The organism is Runella sp. SP2, from assembly GCF_003711225.1.
Classification (GTDB): domain Bacteria; phylum Bacteroidota; class Bacteroidia; order Cytophagales; family Spirosomataceae; genus Runella.
The window spans coordinates 272,455-286,492 of the sequence record NZ_CP031030.1 but is presented as its reverse complement, the minus strand read 5'-3'; the positions used below and the strand labels follow the sequence as shown (position 1 = coordinate 286,492).

The 14,038-nt window shown below is 45.5% G+C and carries 12 protein-coding genes; 9 read left to right on the top strand and 3 right to left on the bottom strand.

From position 1 onward, the window contains the following. Positions 1–57: 57 nt before the first annotated feature. Positions 58–1,428 carry a HAMP domain-containing sensor histidine kinase gene (locus DTQ70_RS01185; RefSeq protein ID WP_122929111.1) on the bottom strand — a complete coding sequence of 457 codons (1,371 nt, stop codon included), beginning with the start codon at positions 1,426–1,428 and terminating at the stop codon, positions 58–60. Beyond that, the gene (locus DTQ70_RS01180; protein ID WP_122929110.1) at positions 1,425–2,102 is read right to left on the bottom strand and encodes a response regulator transcription factor; all 678 of its coding nucleotides are present in this window, start codon (positions 2,100–2,102) and stop codon (positions 1,425–1,427) included. The genes DTQ70_RS01185 and DTQ70_RS01180 overlap by 4 nt, the downstream gene beginning before the upstream one ends. Positions 2,103–2,211: 109 nt before the next feature. Between DTQ70_RS01180 and DTQ70_RS01175 the strand changes: the two genes are divergently transcribed. Genes DTQ70_RS01175 through DTQ70_RS01160 form a run of 4 tightly spaced genes read left to right on the top strand, consistent with a single transcriptional unit; the run spans position 2,212 to position 8,623 of the window. Beyond that, positions 2,212–3,669 carry a TolC family protein gene (locus DTQ70_RS01175; RefSeq protein WP_122929109.1) on the top strand — a complete coding sequence of 486 codons (1,458 nt, stop codon included), beginning with the start codon at positions 2,212–2,214 and terminating at the stop codon, positions 3,667–3,669. A gap of 18 nt (positions 3,670–3,687) precedes the next feature. Further along, positions 3,688–6,879 carry an efflux RND transporter permease subunit gene (locus tag DTQ70_RS01170; RefSeq protein WP_122929108.1) on the top strand — a complete coding sequence of 1,064 codons (3,192 nt, stop codon included), beginning with the start codon at positions 3,688–3,690 and terminating at the stop codon, positions 6,877–6,879. Between the two features lie 5 nt (positions 6,880–6,884). Beyond that, positions 6,885–7,982 carry an efflux RND transporter periplasmic adaptor subunit gene (locus tag DTQ70_RS01165; RefSeq protein WP_122929107.1) on the top strand — a complete coding sequence of 366 codons (1,098 nt, stop codon included), beginning with the start codon at positions 6,885–6,887 and terminating at the stop codon, positions 7,980–7,982. Beyond that, a complete protein-coding gene (locus DTQ70_RS01160) occupies positions 7,982–8,623 on the top strand; it encodes a hypothetical protein (RefSeq protein WP_164489798.1) in 642 nt (213 codons plus the stop codon). Before DTQ70_RS01165 ends, DTQ70_RS01160 begins: the two co-directional genes overlap by 1 nt. Here DTQ70_RS01160 and DTQ70_RS01155 read toward each other — a convergent pair. Beyond that, a complete protein-coding gene (locus DTQ70_RS01155) occupies positions 8,591–9,709 on the bottom strand; it encodes a DNA polymerase III subunit delta (protein WP_122934227.1) in 1,119 nt (372 codons plus the stop codon). The genes DTQ70_RS01160 and DTQ70_RS01155 overlap by 33 nt on opposite strands. 261 nt (positions 9,710–9,970) lie before the next feature. On the opposite strand from DTQ70_RS01155, the gene DTQ70_RS01150 reads away from it, so the two are divergent. From DTQ70_RS01150 to DTQ70_RS01130, 5 genes are read left to right on the top strand one after another with little or no spacing between them, the layout of a single operon-like run. Then, positions 9,971–10,981, top strand: coding sequence for a bestrophin family protein (locus tag DTQ70_RS01150; protein WP_122929105.1), 1,011 nt, complete (start codon positions 9,971–9,973; stop codon positions 10,979–10,981). 18 nt (positions 10,982–10,999) lie between these two features. Beyond that, on the top strand, positions 11,000–11,746 hold the full coding sequence (locus DTQ70_RS01145) for a hypothetical protein (protein WP_122929104.1): 747 nt from the start codon (positions 11,000–11,002) through the stop codon (positions 11,744–11,746). A 28-nt stretch (positions 11,747–11,774) separates the two neighbouring features. Beyond that, on the top strand, positions 11,775–12,101 hold the full coding sequence (locus DTQ70_RS01140) for a HopJ type III effector protein (RefSeq protein ID WP_122929103.1): 327 nt from the start codon (positions 11,775–11,777) through the stop codon (positions 12,099–12,101). A gap of 39 nt (positions 12,102–12,140) precedes the next feature. Further along, positions 12,141–13,247 carry an alcohol dehydrogenase catalytic domain-containing protein gene (locus DTQ70_RS01135; RefSeq protein WP_122929102.1) on the top strand — a complete coding sequence of 369 codons (1,107 nt, stop codon included), beginning with the start codon at positions 12,141–12,143 and terminating at the stop codon, positions 13,245–13,247. Positions 13,248–13,257: 10 nt separating this feature from the next. Continuing rightward, positions 13,258–14,037: an alpha/beta hydrolase family protein gene (locus tag DTQ70_RS01130; RefSeq protein WP_122934226.1), complete on the top strand. Its 780-nt coding sequence runs from the start codon at positions 13,258–13,260 to the stop codon at positions 14,035–14,037. Position 14,038: the final 1 nt, after the last annotated feature.

Here is a 14,038-nt window from a genome sequence, read left to right as displayed (position 1 = left end):
ACACGTTAGAAACTTGAAACCATGTGCGCCCCGAATCGTAGTTCGGGGCGTGCTGTGTTAGGCGTTTAACAAAGTAGTGGGCAAACTAAGCGACACAGTTGTTCCCTGATTGGGAACGGATTGAATCTCTAATTTACCTTGGTGAATGGTCATCACTTTATTCGCCAAGGTAAGCCCCAATCCAAACCCTTTGATATCACCTACATTTTCGGCGCGCATCATTGGCAAAAAAACCTCATCAAGCTGAGACTCAGGAATGCCAATACCTTTATCAACAACCTCAATAACAGTCCAATGTGGTTGATAATCTAACTGAACCAAAACAGGCTGATGCGCAGAATACTTACAAGCATTGTCAATGATATTGATTAAAACTGTTCGGAGTAAACTATTATTCCCGACCACTTTAATGACAGAACTACGTTCAATAAAAGCATCACTCAATTGGAGGTCAACGAGTTGCGATGGATACTTTTCTTGAAAATACCCCATCGTATCTAAAATGGTATCGACAACATTTATATCTTCCTGCAAACGACTGTCTTTCAAGCCTTCTACTTCGGTCAATTGCAAAAGCACTGTTGCCAATTCGATGGCACCTTCCAAACGAACGAGGGCTTTTTCGGTACTTTCGCGGGTAGTTGCCAGCGATTTATCGTAGGCCAAACTTGTTTCTAACATTCCCTTCACAACCGTCAATGGTGTCCGAATTTCGTGCGAGGCATAACGAATAAAATGCTCATGACTACGCATTGATTGCTGCAACCGATTCAATAGCAGGTTGAAGGCGTCGGCCAAATAACTCGCCTCGTTGGGCTTTGTATTGTCGTATTGCAACCGAAACGAGAAGTCATTTACACTCGCCCCATTGATTTGCCGAATCAATCGGTCAAAAGGTTGCATGGCCCGTTGGGCAAACAAAAAACCCACAAAAACGATGATGACAAGCGCAATGTTGTTGCCCGCAATTAAGGTCAAGATGAGGTTATCTCCCGTTTGTCGCCCCGTCAAATCATAGGCCGTGACGATTGCAACGTACTTTTCTCCCTTATTGATAAACGAAAGTGCGACCCCTTCCATCGGATATTCCCAAGTGGAAGTGTTGTAACTAAAATAAACCTCTCCCTTGCGGGCTTCTTGAAGTATTTTGGCCGACGGGACGTATGCTTCCGAAGTCGAATATACTCGCTTGTTTTGTGAATCAAACAATGATTCATGCTGATCGAGCAGCGTCAAATAGCTGGATTGCCAAAACTCATTTCTATTTTTAAAATACGACTGAATTGCAAGCGCCCTTCGCTGCAAACGGGTTTTCATCAGCGAACGGCGGTTGGTTTCGTAGGCTTGGTATATAAAAATTGAAAATAGAAAAAGGATAGTCGCAACCAATAGACCAAATGCGATGGTTATTCTCTGTTTAATTCTCATGGTTCTAGCCCTATCATGTAGCCTACGCCAAAAACAGTGTGTACCAACTTTGGTTCTTCGGTATCAATTTTTCGACGCAAATAATTGATATAGACATCCACTACGTTGGTGTTGGTATTAAAATGAATATCCCAGACATTCTCTTGAATATTTACCCGACTCATAACGCGTCCTTGGTTTATCAGTAGGTATTCAAGTAGCGCATACTCGCGCGCCGTAAGAATAATGCGCTTCCCTCCTCGCCACACTTGATGCGAGTCGGTATCAAGTACCAAATCCGCTACTTCGAGGCGTTTGGGTACCATAGGCTGAACAGAATGGCGACGAGAGAGCGCTTTAAGTCGAAACAACAATTCTTTAAACGCAAAAGGCTTTGTCAAATAATCATCCGCACCAGCCTCAAAACCAGCGACTTTATTATCTAAGCTACCCAAAGCTGTGAGTAATAAAACGGGAATAGCTGGCCAATTTTGTTTGATATAATGACACAAATCGTAGCCGTTCATTCCAGGAAGACTTACGTCTAAAACAACCACATCAAAGCGATGGTCATTGACAAAACTTCGGCCAATTGTTCCATCAAAAGCCAACGTTACGGAGTTTCCTTCCGAGTGTAATCCTTTCTGAATAAACTGCGCAAGCTCCGCGTCGTCTTCTACTACTAATACATTCATAACACGTTATGGCATGGTTTTTCAACTTCATTAATACCGCTAAAGTAACCAATTTATCCCCTTGAATGGGTTTTTAATCAAATTCTAATAATTGTCTAATTAGCCTCTAATGGGATGGGTACGTACTTTGGAAAATCGTTGTAAGTGCGCCAATTTACCAACACCATTTACCTTTAACCAACACATGATAGCGGGTCGTCTTTATCAATATTTTGCTTTTTTACTTGTGCTATTCAGCGTGAGTAGTCTTCATGCCCAGACACTTACGTTAGAACAAGCCATCGAGTTAACGATACAACATTATCCCACCATTTCAGCAAAAAGGGCGGCCTTAGATGCCGCCCGAACCAATGCCGCTGTGATGCGTGAAAGCCGACTTCCCAACGTACGGTTGCATGACCAAATAGACTTAGGGACCGCCAATGGCATGTCGGGTTCGTATTTTTCACTTGGGCTTATTGTCCCCACTTCTGGCGCCCGAAGAGGTGTCAATCGCATGGACTTAGCTTCGGGGAATATTGCCCTAGCAAGCATGGATTGGGAAATTTATAATTTTGGAAGGTACAAATCAGAAGACCAGCTTGCCCGTACTGAGGCGGTTGTAGGAGAATCAATACTGGAGAAAGAAAAGTTTCAACTACAGCAATTGGTCATCGGAACGTACCTAGAAATGCTTCGATTTGGTCAACAGTTAACCATTGAACAGCAGAATATTGCCCGCATTGACACTGCCCGACGAATCATTACCAACCTTGTCAACAATGGCATCAAAGCAGGGTTAGACTCCTCGCTCGTAAGGGTACAAGTATCAAAAGCTCAGATAGCGTATCGTCAGGTGTTAGAGAGTTATTACCAAGCCCAAATACGATTGGCCACGCTCACGGGCAAGCCCGTCAATGCACTGAAAATAGACACCACGTTTCGTCTTGAGTCTTCTTTGGAAAGCCTTCTCCCAACCGACGTTTCGGCCAATCATCCCTTACTGAAATACCAAGAAAGTATCGTACGGAGGCAGTCAGCAGAAATAGACGTCATTCGGAAAGCGGCCATGCCTAGGGTTTCTTTTTTAGCCGCCGCATCGGCGCGGGGTTCAAGTATCAATGTAGAAAATAAGTACGGCCCGCTGCCAGCTGGCTTGGTGTATAGCCGCGCCAATGTCCTGACGGGGCTGGCCATTACGGTCAATTTGATGGATTTTCGGCGGGTAGCCAATCGGATTAGGTTACAGCAATACCGCGTTCAGGAAGCGAGTTTCCAACAAGCATCCGAACAGCTTCAATTGCAAAACATTTCCACGACAGCCGATTCGGTATTGGCTGTTTTACAACAAGAACTCCACGATTTTTCGAGTTCGCTTCGTGCCGCCTCGGATGTATATCAGCAACGCTTGTCGCGTTACCAAAATGGTTTAGATAACATCCTTGGCCTGAGTGAATCCCTCCAATTACTGACGTCGGTTGAGAAAGACTACCTAGCGGCGCAGCATCGTTCGGTCGCTCTGCTTTTACAAAAAGCGTACGTTACCAACGATTTTGGCACATTTTTCAAGCTTTTCAAACACCGATAGCCCCCATCATTTGTCGTTATGTCGCTCCTATCCACTTCATTAAAACGTCCATTATCTGCACTCGTGCTGATTGGGGGAATGCTCATTTTTTCCATTTTGGCCACTACCAGAATCCCCATTGATATTTTTCCAAAGCTTAACTCCCCCGTGATTTACGTTATCGAGCCCTACGGAGGGATGTCGCCTGCTCAAATGGAAGGTTTTTTTGCGACACGTATGCAAGACCAGTTTTTGTATGTGTCGGGTATAAAAGAAATTCAGAGTCGCAGTGTACAAGGACTGACAATTGTCAAATTAGCGTTTTACGAAGGCACTGACATGGCCCAAGCGGCGGCCGAAGTGGCGATTCAGGTAAATCGTGCTATGAAATTTTTTCCCCCAGGTGCTTTACCCCCCCAAGTAGTACGGTACGATGCGTCGTCGGTACCGATTGGCGATTTAGTCTTTAGTAGCAAAACGCGGGCGCTGAAAGAAATCCACGAGTTGGCCGTTACCCGCATTCGCCCCCTTTTCTCAACCATTCCTGGACTTTCAGCGCCCCCGCCAATTGGTACCAACTCCCGAACGATTGTCATCAACCTTAATCCCGAGAAAATTCGCAGCCTGCATGTGTCGCCCGATGAGGTCGTGGATGCCATGGCCGCTAACAATGTCATGACGCCGTCGGGAAATATTCGGGTAGAAAACAAATCGTACATCACCACCCTCAACTCGCTCGAAGACAAGGTAGAAGATTTTAACCAAATTTCGATTGTTACCAAAGGCCACCGCACGATTTTTTTGAAGGACTTAGCTACCGTTTCAGACGGCTCAGACGTGACGGCGGGCTATGCGTTGGTCAACGGGAGTCGGTCGTCGTATATTCCTGTCGTAAAAACAGCAGATGCCTCTACTTGGGATGTGGTTACGAAATTAAAGGCAAAATTGCCCGAAATGCGCAGTCTATTGCCCGACGACATCGAGGTTTCGTATGAGTTTGACCAGTCGATTTTTGTAATCAATGCCGTCAAAAGTCTTTTGTTTGAAGGTGGGCTTGGTGCCATTCTTACGGGCTTGATGGTTTTGCTCTTTCTGGGCGATTGGCGCAGTTCTTTGATTGTCATTTTAACTATTCCTATATCAATAACCATTTCTGTTTTTTTGTTGAATTTGGCAGGTCAGACCATCAATATTATGACGTTGTCTGGCCTGTCTTTGGCGATTGGTATCTTAGTAGATCAGGCCACAGTCACCATCGAAAACATTCACCAACACCTAGAAATGGGCAAACCTAAAAAGCAGGCTATTTTTGAGGCTTGCCAAGAAGTTGCTTTGCCGTTGTTGTTGATTCTGTTGTGTATTTTAGCAGTTTTTGCGCCTTCTTTTCTAATGACAGGCGTTCCCAAAGCAATGTTTTTGCCACTATCGCTTTCGATTGGCTTTGCCATGACCGTCTCGTATTTTTTGGCACAAAGCTTGGTTCCGATTCTTTCCAATTATCTAATCAAAGTCCACCACAAACCTAAAGACCCTGATTTTGAAGCAAAACCCAGTTTTTTTGATTCCTTGAAAAATGGATTTATTCAACAAACCCAGCAACTATTGAAGTTCAACCGCTGGATGGTAACGGGCTATACTGTGCTGGTTTTGTTATTGGCAGGACTTGGTTTTATGTTCATTGGGAAAGACATGCTACCGCAAATCAACGGTGGACAGCTGGTGATTCGGATGAAAACCCCCGATGGTACGCGGCTCGAACGCACCGAAGAACGGGTAAAAAAACTGTTGGAGGTCGTCGATGAAGTTTCCGAAGGCAACCTGGCCGTTTCTTCGGCTTATGTGGGGGTAGTTCCTACCAATTACGCAACCACCAACCTCTACGTAAGCACCAGCGGGTCGAATGATGCGGTGATTAAAGTAGCCCTAAACAACGACTACCACGTCAATATGCAGGATTTTAAGGAACAGCTGCGAACCACTGTGGCAGAAAAAATGCCTGACCTGACCCTGTCGTTTGAGCCTGCTGACCTGACCGAAAAACTGATGAGCCAAGGAGCTTACACGCCCATCGAAGTACAAGTGGCAGGGCGAGATATGAAACAAATTGAGGGCTACGCCAACAAGCTAGTGACCCAACTGACCCATGTGCCTTTTTTGCGCGACGTTCGTATCATTCAGCCGCTCAAATTCCCTGTTATTAATATCCGCTTAGACCGCCGAAAATTGGCCTTAATGGGCTTATCTCTACAGGACGTCACTCGTTCGGTTACAGCCTCCACCTCATCTAGTCGTTTTACCGAAAAAAACCAATGGCTCGATAAACAGTCGGCCTATACGTATCAGGTACAGGTACAAATTCCCGAATATGCCATGAGCAACCTTACGCAATTAAAAGAAATTCCGCTGGTTGCGGGGCAAGTTCGCCCTGTTTTGTCGGACGTGGCCGTTTTTTCAATGGATACTTTACCAGGAGAATACGCGCGCACAGGGCCTCGGCGCTTTGTAACCGTTTCGGCCAATATTCACCACAAAGATTTGGGGAATGCCACCAAGGCCGTCGAAAAGTCAATGGCTGAACTAGGCGATACCCCCAAAGGACTTCTTACCGAAATCAAAGGGATGTCGTCTTTGCTTATCGAAACCCTCCAAAGCTTACAAGAAGGACTAGCCATCGCGATTTTGGCCATATTTTTATTGTTGGCAGCTAATTATCAATCATTTAAACTTTCTATTGTCGTCTTATCAACGATTCCCGCCGTGTTGGTTGGAGCCATTGGGCTATTGCTGTTAACGGGTAGCACCCTCAACCTACAATCGTACATGGGCATCATCATGTCGGTTGGCATTTCGGTGGCCAACGCCATTTTAATTGTCACGAATGCCGAACAACTTCGTATGCTGTACCACGATGCCACACAAGCCGCCATCGACAGCGTTGGGATTCGACTCCGCCCAGTGCTTATGACCAGTTTTGCGATGATTGCGGGCATGGTGCCAATGGCACTAGGAATGGGCGAAGCAGGTGAGCAAGTCGCTCCTTTGGGCCGAGCGGTTATCGGTGGGTTGATTGCATCCACCTTTGCGGCACTTTACATTGTTCCGCAAGTGTATGTACTACTCCAACAAAAAAACTCATTTGGCAATCCATCACTTCTCCCTGGCGCTGAACCAGTTTCCGATGCTGACATTACCGAAACCCCATCCATCAATCATCATTCTTTAGCTCATTAATAGCAATGAAAACCATTATATTTATTTGTTTAGCCGTGTTTATTGCTTTCGTAAGCTTCGTCCTCTTTCGGTCGTCCAAGTCCACCTCATTACCAGCGCAAAAGGCCAAAATCCAAAAGGTACAACCCACTTATACCCTCGGACGGGTGTCGCAGGAGAAAGTAGGAGAAGTTGTGCAACTGCCTGCCGAATTTAGGGCTTATCAGGAAGTAAACATCTATCCAAAAGCCGATGGTTTTGTAGAAAAAGTACTGGTTGATCGCGGGAGTTTAGTCCGTAAGGGTCAAATTTTAATGATATTAGACTCGCCAGAATCAGAGGAGAAGTTAATAGCAGCTCGCTCCAATAACCTTAAAGCCAACGCCTTACTAACCGCCAGTCGGGAGCACTATTTGCGGTTGAAAGCCAGTAGCAAGGTGGCTGGCTCTGTAGCCGCACTTGAGTTGGAGACTGCACGTGCCCGAATGATGGCCGACAGTGCTTATACCTTAGGCGAAGAAGCCAATTTCAGAGCCCTTACCAAAATCAGAGATTACTTAACCGTACGCGCACCTTTCGATGGCGTCATTACCGAACGGAACGTTCATCCTGGAACATTGGTGGGTTCGGGGGCAAAAATGGAGCGTCCGATGTTGGTGCTACAACAACATAGCCGCTTAAGGTTAGTCGTAGATATTCCCGAATCTTACAGTGTTGGGCTAACATCAGGCAAAACCGTTAGCTATACCGTTAGTGCCTTTCCTGGCCAAGTTTTTCAAGGAAAAATCAGTCGTCGTTCGGGGGACTTAAACGACCAATTCCGCTCTGAAACTGTCGAAATTGACGTTCCAAACGAAAAAAATACCTTTAAATCTGGGATGTTTGCCGAAGTAATTTTAGACACTCAGGGTTCTCCTGACGCCTTGTCTGTACCCACCTCAGCCGTCATCACTTCTACCGAACGACAATACGTTATCTGCGTCGAAAATGGTCAAACTCGTTTCGTTGACGTCAGACGTGGGCAACAATCGGGCGAAAGAGTCGAAGTTTTCGGTCGCCTTACCCCAGAAAGTCAAATCATTGTCAACGCGCGAGAAGACATCAAGGAAGGAACCCAAATTTAATGAAACGAACATTTGTTTTTCTTCAATTGCTAGGGGCATTTTGGGCAATGTCCACTGGGGCTTCATTTTCGCAAAGTAAATTGGCAAACAATACCAACGGCATTTACCTCACCTTTGATGACTTTATCCATCACCGCCTCACCAATGGCTTTTCTAACGATGCCAAAGGCTATCATTTGCGCATTCCTCGCATGACTCGAATGAAATTAACCACCCCAGATTCAACCTACAACTACAGTTTGGAAGATGTGTTTGGATACCGAGAAAATGGGGTAGATTGGTGTTACAAAGAAGGCTATTTGCTCGAAATTTTGGGTTATGAAGCCACATCCTCTTTACCCAAGGAAGAATTATGGCTTTTTGCACGGCACGATTGGTCTGATACGGGCTCTTCTCAAACGTACTTTTTTAGCAAAACATTTCATGATAAACTCGTTTGGTTTACGCTCAAAAAAATAAGAAAGGCGTATGAAGAAGACCAGCCATTTTTGAATTTATTAAAAATGGTCAAAAAAGGGCGTTTGTTAGACAATGCTAATAATACAGGAGAGCCATTGATATTAGACATTTTTTCGTCAGCTCACAAACTGCATTTTAGTTCCCAGTTTTTACCCTCTCATAGTTCGGGCAGCCGTCAGTGAAATATCCAAAAAAAGCACTTTGGCGCGGGCATTTCGTTCAAGGTGGTAATACCCTTCCGTCATTTCTTGAATGAGTAATTCGATGGAAGCAGGCACAACTGCCTTACCAAATTTTTGAACAAAACCCAGTTCTTCATCTTGCAAACGAAGCAAATCTTCTACACCGTTTTGCCACAAAAACAAATCACGGAAAAGATTGAGGGTATAGTCAAAAATCCCTTTTTGCTTTTCTTTCCCAAGGCCATCAAACTCATCGGCCAGCTTCACCAAAGCGGCAAAATCGCGCGAATAACACTTCCGCATCCAGTTGGCAAACCACGCATGTCGGTCGTCTTCGGTTTCTTGCGTTAGGCGCATAGCTTCCGACAAATTGCCCTCACACAAATACGCAATTTGCCGCGCACGGCGTTCGTCGATTCCTTTTTGGGTCAAAAATTGCGCCACTTCGTCGTCATCAAAAGCCCGCACTGCAACCCGTTGCGTCCGCGAAATGATGGTTGTCAATAGCTTATCCGACTGACTCGAAATGAGCAAAAACAACGTCTTTTGGGGAGGCTCTTCCAAAATTTTAAGCAGTGCATTGGCCGCTGCCGTATTGAGCAATTCTGGTTGCCAAAACAACATAATTTTGTACTCGCCCTCGAAAGATTTCAGCGAAAGTTTATTGATAATTCCGCGCGATTCACGTATCGGAACGATGCCCTGTTGGTTTCCCGTGGCGTTGATGTACCCCAGCCATTCCGACAGGGTGCGGTAGGGTTGTGCCTCCAAAAAAGAACGCCACTTGGGCGTAAGTTCGGCCAATAAATCCTCACCTTCCTTGGGGGTACGGGGCAAAGGAAATATGTGATACACATCGGGATGAACGAGTTTGCGCATTTTGATACACGACGAACACCGCCCACAAGAATCCTCAGGCTGTCGGTCTTCGCAATTGACATAAGTGGCAAACGCCCAAGCCAGCGCAATACCTGCTCCGCCTACAGGCCCGTCAAATAACTGGGCATGAGCGACGTGGTTGGTTTGAACTGAGCGAATCAGTGCGCGTTTGGTTTCATCGTGACCGATAATATCTTTAAACAGCAAAACAGAACGAAGTTTAATGTAGGCTGTAAAATTAAAGAAAGGCAACTTGTATAGTTACAAATTTCGTGAAAATCATTTCCTCGCCATGCTACTAATTATTTTCGAGTTTAGACAGGAGTACGAACGAATGCAAGATTGCATTCATTCTAAACCACATAGCTCACCTGTTACTTTTGCCCAATTTTTCAGTATTCAAATGAGACTGAGAATATGATTAAATTCAAGCCTTAGTATATTTACTTCAAAACCCAACATAGACCCATGCACGCAGGAAAAAGATATTCAACCGCCGAACTTCTCATCTGGACCCGTAAAAACATCTTCAAATTCGTCATTCTGAGCGTCATACCTGTGCTTTTGTACGAATATGTAAATTTGCAATGGCTGGCTGTACCTTGGACAGTAGTAGCCTTGTTAGGTACCGCCACGGCCTTCATTGTGGGTTTTAAGAATACCCAAACCTACAACCGAACCTGGGAGGCGCGGCAAATTTGGGGTAGTATTCTCAACAGTAGCCGCGCGTGGGGCGTTATGGCACGCGATTTTTTGGATAATCCTCAACAGTCTAAACAACTGGTTTATCGGCATTTTGCTTGGCTAACTGCCTTGCGCTATGCCATGCGCGATGGCCGCTCGTGGGAAGCACAGTCGCTTCAACATAACATAGAGTACCAAGACAAATACTATTCTGTTCCTGAAAAACAAAGCTCGTTGGAAAGCGAATTGGAAAAGTACCTTTCGAAAGACGAACTTTCGTATATTATGGGTACTAAAAACAAGGCGGCTCAACTGCTGAGCTTACAAAGTAAAACCATCAAGGAGCTGTACCGCAACCACCAAATCGACAGCATTCAATTTGTTGAAATGCAACGCGCCATCAAGGATTTGTACGACCAGCAAGGCCGCAGCGAACGCATCAAAAACTTCCCCTATCCGCGTCAGTTTGCGACGATTAACACCGTTTTTATTCGGATTTTTTGCATTCTCCTCCCCTACGGAATGCTCAAAGATTTTGACAAACTCAACGAAACCATTTCGGGCGTGTTGCAAGGACACATGATTTGGTTTGTGGTGCCGTTTAGTATTCTGATTTGCTGGATGTACACCACGCTCGACCAAGTGGGTGAAAGTACCGAAAACCCATTTGAAGGAAGTCCCAACGACGTTCCGATTTCCCAAATGAGCCGAACCATCGAAATTGATATGCGGGAAATGCTTGGTGAAACTGACCTTCCGCCCGCCATTCAACCCCAAAACAACATTGTTTTATAGCCCAAATTCGCAAAAATCATGCTCAAGAAAGAGAAATTAAAAATCATTCGTCAGTGGTATCCTAATGCCATTACGACCATCGACAGCGTCAATCGTTTTATTGACTTTATCGAAGAACACCTCAACCTCGAACCCGAACAAGTAATGCTTGCCGACAGCGTTTGCAGCGACGACGTCAACAGTATTCAATACCCTGCTCGTACCAAAGAACTGCTCGGCCCCTTCAAAATGGGTGGCCTAGACGGGTTTCCTTTTACGGGGCTAACGGGCATGGGCGCTTTTGCCAGCCACGTTCCTGACAATGGCGCGGTGTTTATTTACTACGGCCCGCATATCGGGATTACCAAAACGGGCACTATTGGCGAAATTCACCGTTTTGGACAACACAAAAACAGCGGCTGCTGCGGGGCTGCGAAAGGAGCCTTGGCAAAGTTAATGACCAACCAAATCGTTGAGGGAAACATCACTGAATTGGATTACCAAATGAACATGCTTGAACAGATATTGCTCAAACAAAAAGAACGCATTCTTTCCGCCCAAACCCCTCTTTATGAAGCGACTGAAGTAATTTATGAAGCCATTGACGCTCGTATTTGTGAATTGGTTTCCAAAACTACCTACAACTGCAAATACGTGATTTTGATGGGTGCAGTTCTTATCAACAGCGATACCGACATGGGATCTTATACCTCCGCCAAACGCTTTGAATTAATTGACTTGGAATCGGGTCAAAAACGTGATTTGATGGAATTGCTGACTGTATAATTCCTACCTTTGTGGCAAAAAATAACACATGATTTTAGATAAAATTAAAGCCAACGAAATCAGTTTTCAAGAAGTGATTGCCCACATTGAGGCAAATTTTGAATTTACCCCTACGGCCTTCAAAAACGGCGAAACGTACAATGAGGCAGGACAAAATTCAGGTTCGTGCAAAGTATTTTCTTTTGCCAAAATAGCTGGCTTGAGCCAACAAGAAACTTTGCATTGCTTTGGTGATTTTTACAACAAAGACGTCCTCGGTAACCCCGACGGCAACGATCACCAAAACATCCGCAACTTTATCAAGTACGGCTGGGACGGTATTCAGTTTGAAGGCGAAGCATTAAAAGCGAAATAATTCGTGAGATAAACTGCAACATTTAAAAAGCACGAACCCATGTTACAATCCAAAGCCGCCATTGCCGATGGCAACGGTCATTTTTCCATTCAAAACATCACCGTAGCCGACCCACAAGGTGATGAGGTATTGGTAGAAATCAAAGCCGCAGGAGTATGCCATACCGACTGGGATTCGCAGTCGTGGGGAAAGCCGCTGGTAATGGGACATGAAGGGGCTGGTATTATAAAAAGAGTAGGGAATCGCGTAAAATCGCTGCAAGTGGGTGACAAAGTAATGCTCAATTGGGCGATTCCCTGCTATGAATGTTTTCAATGCCAAGAAGGAAATCAGCACATTTGCGAACGTAATTCGGCCGTCACGGCGGGGAATAAACTAAGCGAAGGACACGCCACTTTTAGTTCAACCACCTACAACGATGTACCAATTGAGCGCGCTTTTAGCCTCGGCACCATGTCCGAATACACCCTTGTGCGTGAGGCCGCTTGTGTAAAAATGCACGTTGAGATGCCGTTCGCTTCTGCGGCGATTGTGGGTTGTGGCGTAATGACGGGCTACGGGTCGGTAGTGAATGCGGCCAAGGTAAAACCAGGCACATCGGTGGTAGTGTTGGGTACGGGCGGTGTAGGTCTGAATGTTATCCAAGGCGCACGCATCGCAGGCGCTGGCAAAATCATTGCCGTCGATATCAATCCTTTACGGCTCGAAATGGCCAAAGAATACGGCGCCACGCACACGGTTCTGGCCGAAAAAACCGACAAAGGTTTGTCGAATGCGTCAAAAGTAGTCAAAACCATGACCAACGGGCGCGGCGCTGATTATGCATTTGAGTGCACAGCCATTCCAGAATTGGGGGCAGCACCGTTGGCGATGGTTCGAAATGCGGGCATGGCAGTGCAGGTCAGCGGCATAGAGCAGGAGATTGTGATTGATATGAATCTATTTGAATGGGATAAGGTGTATATCAATCCATTGTACGGCAAGACCCGTCCACAAATAGACTTCCCCATTTTGCAAGACCTCTACGCCAAAGGTGCTTTGATTTTAGACGAAATGGTGACCCGCACTTACTCGCTTAGCGATTTATCGCAGGCGTTTGCCGACATGCACGCGGGCGTGAATGCCAAAGGAGTCATTGTGTTTTAAAAACAACCCTATGAGTTCATTTTTTACGACTGAAAATGCCTTTTTTCAAGGTTTACACTTTATCACCGTTAAAAGTAATGCGTTGAAAAAACGGGCAGATTTGACCGTTTACACCCCCTCAGCCACCGAGGGAGTGCTACCTATTGTCATTTTGTTGCACGGAGTGTATGGCAGTCATTGGGCTTGGGCAGTAAAAGGAAAAGTACACGAAACGGCACAACAACTCATAGACGCGGGGCAAATCAAACCCATGATATTGGTGATGCCGTCTGATGGATTGTACGGTGATGGCAGTGGTTATGTACCCCACAAAACCGCCGATTACGAGCGCTGGATTGTAGAAGATGTGGTAGAAGTAATAAAAGAGCAGTTCCCGCAAGCGACGAACGAGTCCCCCATTTTTATTACGGGGCTGTCGATGGGTGGTTTTGGAGCAATGCGCTTGGGAGCAAAATACCCCAGTTTGTTTCGGGCATTTTCGGGCTTGTCAAGTATCACCCATTTTAGTCAGCTTGCTGAGTTTGTGGAAGATTTCGACCAACTACAATCAGATGCGTTGGAACAAGACGGCGTTTGGGACTATTTGCTCAAAAACAAAGACCATTTACCTCCTTTCCGTCTCGATTGTGGCAGCGAAGATATTTTAATTGAGCACAACCGAGAATTACACAAAAACCTATCTATCAACGACATACAACACACCTACCAAGAATTTTCAGGTGGTCATTCGTGGGAGTATTGGGAAGAACACATAGCGGATACACTGCTGTTTTTTAATCAATACGTTTAAG

What these genes read in the sequence shown, in the direction of transcription:
- DTQ70_RS01185 (WP_122929111.1), bottom strand. Translation starts at nt 1,428, where the DNA reads ATGAGAATTAAACAGAGAATAACCATCGCATTTGGTCTATTGGTTGCG.
- DTQ70_RS01180 (WP_122929110.1), bottom strand. Translation starts at nt 2,102, where the DNA reads ATGAATGTATTAGTAGTAGAAGACGACGCGGAGCTTGCGCAGTTTATT.
- DTQ70_RS01175 (WP_122929109.1), top strand. Translation starts at nt 2,212, where the DNA reads ATGGGATGGGTACGTACTTTGGAAAATCGTTGTAAGTGCGCCAATTTA.
- DTQ70_RS01170 (WP_122929108.1), top strand. Translation starts at nt 3,688, where the DNA reads ATGTCGCTCCTATCCACTTCATTAAAACGTCCATTATCTGCACTCGTG.
- DTQ70_RS01165 (WP_122929107.1), top strand. Translation starts at nt 6,885, where the DNA reads ATGAAAACCATTATATTTATTTGTTTAGCCGTGTTTATTGCTTTCGTA.
- DTQ70_RS01160 (WP_164489798.1), top strand. Translation starts at nt 7,982, where the DNA reads ATGAAACGAACATTTGTTTTTCTTCAATTGCTAGGGGCATTTTGGGCA.
- DTQ70_RS01150 (WP_122929105.1), top strand. Translation starts at nt 9,971, where the DNA reads ATGCACGCAGGAAAAAGATATTCAACCGCCGAACTTCTCATCTGGACC.
- DTQ70_RS01145 (WP_122929104.1), top strand. Translation starts at nt 11,000, where the DNA reads ATGCTCAAGAAAGAGAAATTAAAAATCATTCGTCAGTGGTATCCTAAT.
- DTQ70_RS01140 (WP_122929103.1), top strand. Translation starts at nt 11,775, where the DNA reads ATGATTTTAGATAAAATTAAAGCCAACGAAATCAGTTTTCAAGAAGTG.
- DTQ70_RS01135 (WP_122929102.1), top strand. Translation starts at nt 12,141, where the DNA reads ATGTTACAATCCAAAGCCGCCATTGCCGATGGCAACGGTCATTTTTCC.
- DTQ70_RS01130 (WP_122934226.1), top strand. Translation starts at nt 13,258, where the DNA reads ATGAGTTCATTTTTTACGACTGAAAATGCCTTTTTTCAAGGTTTACAC.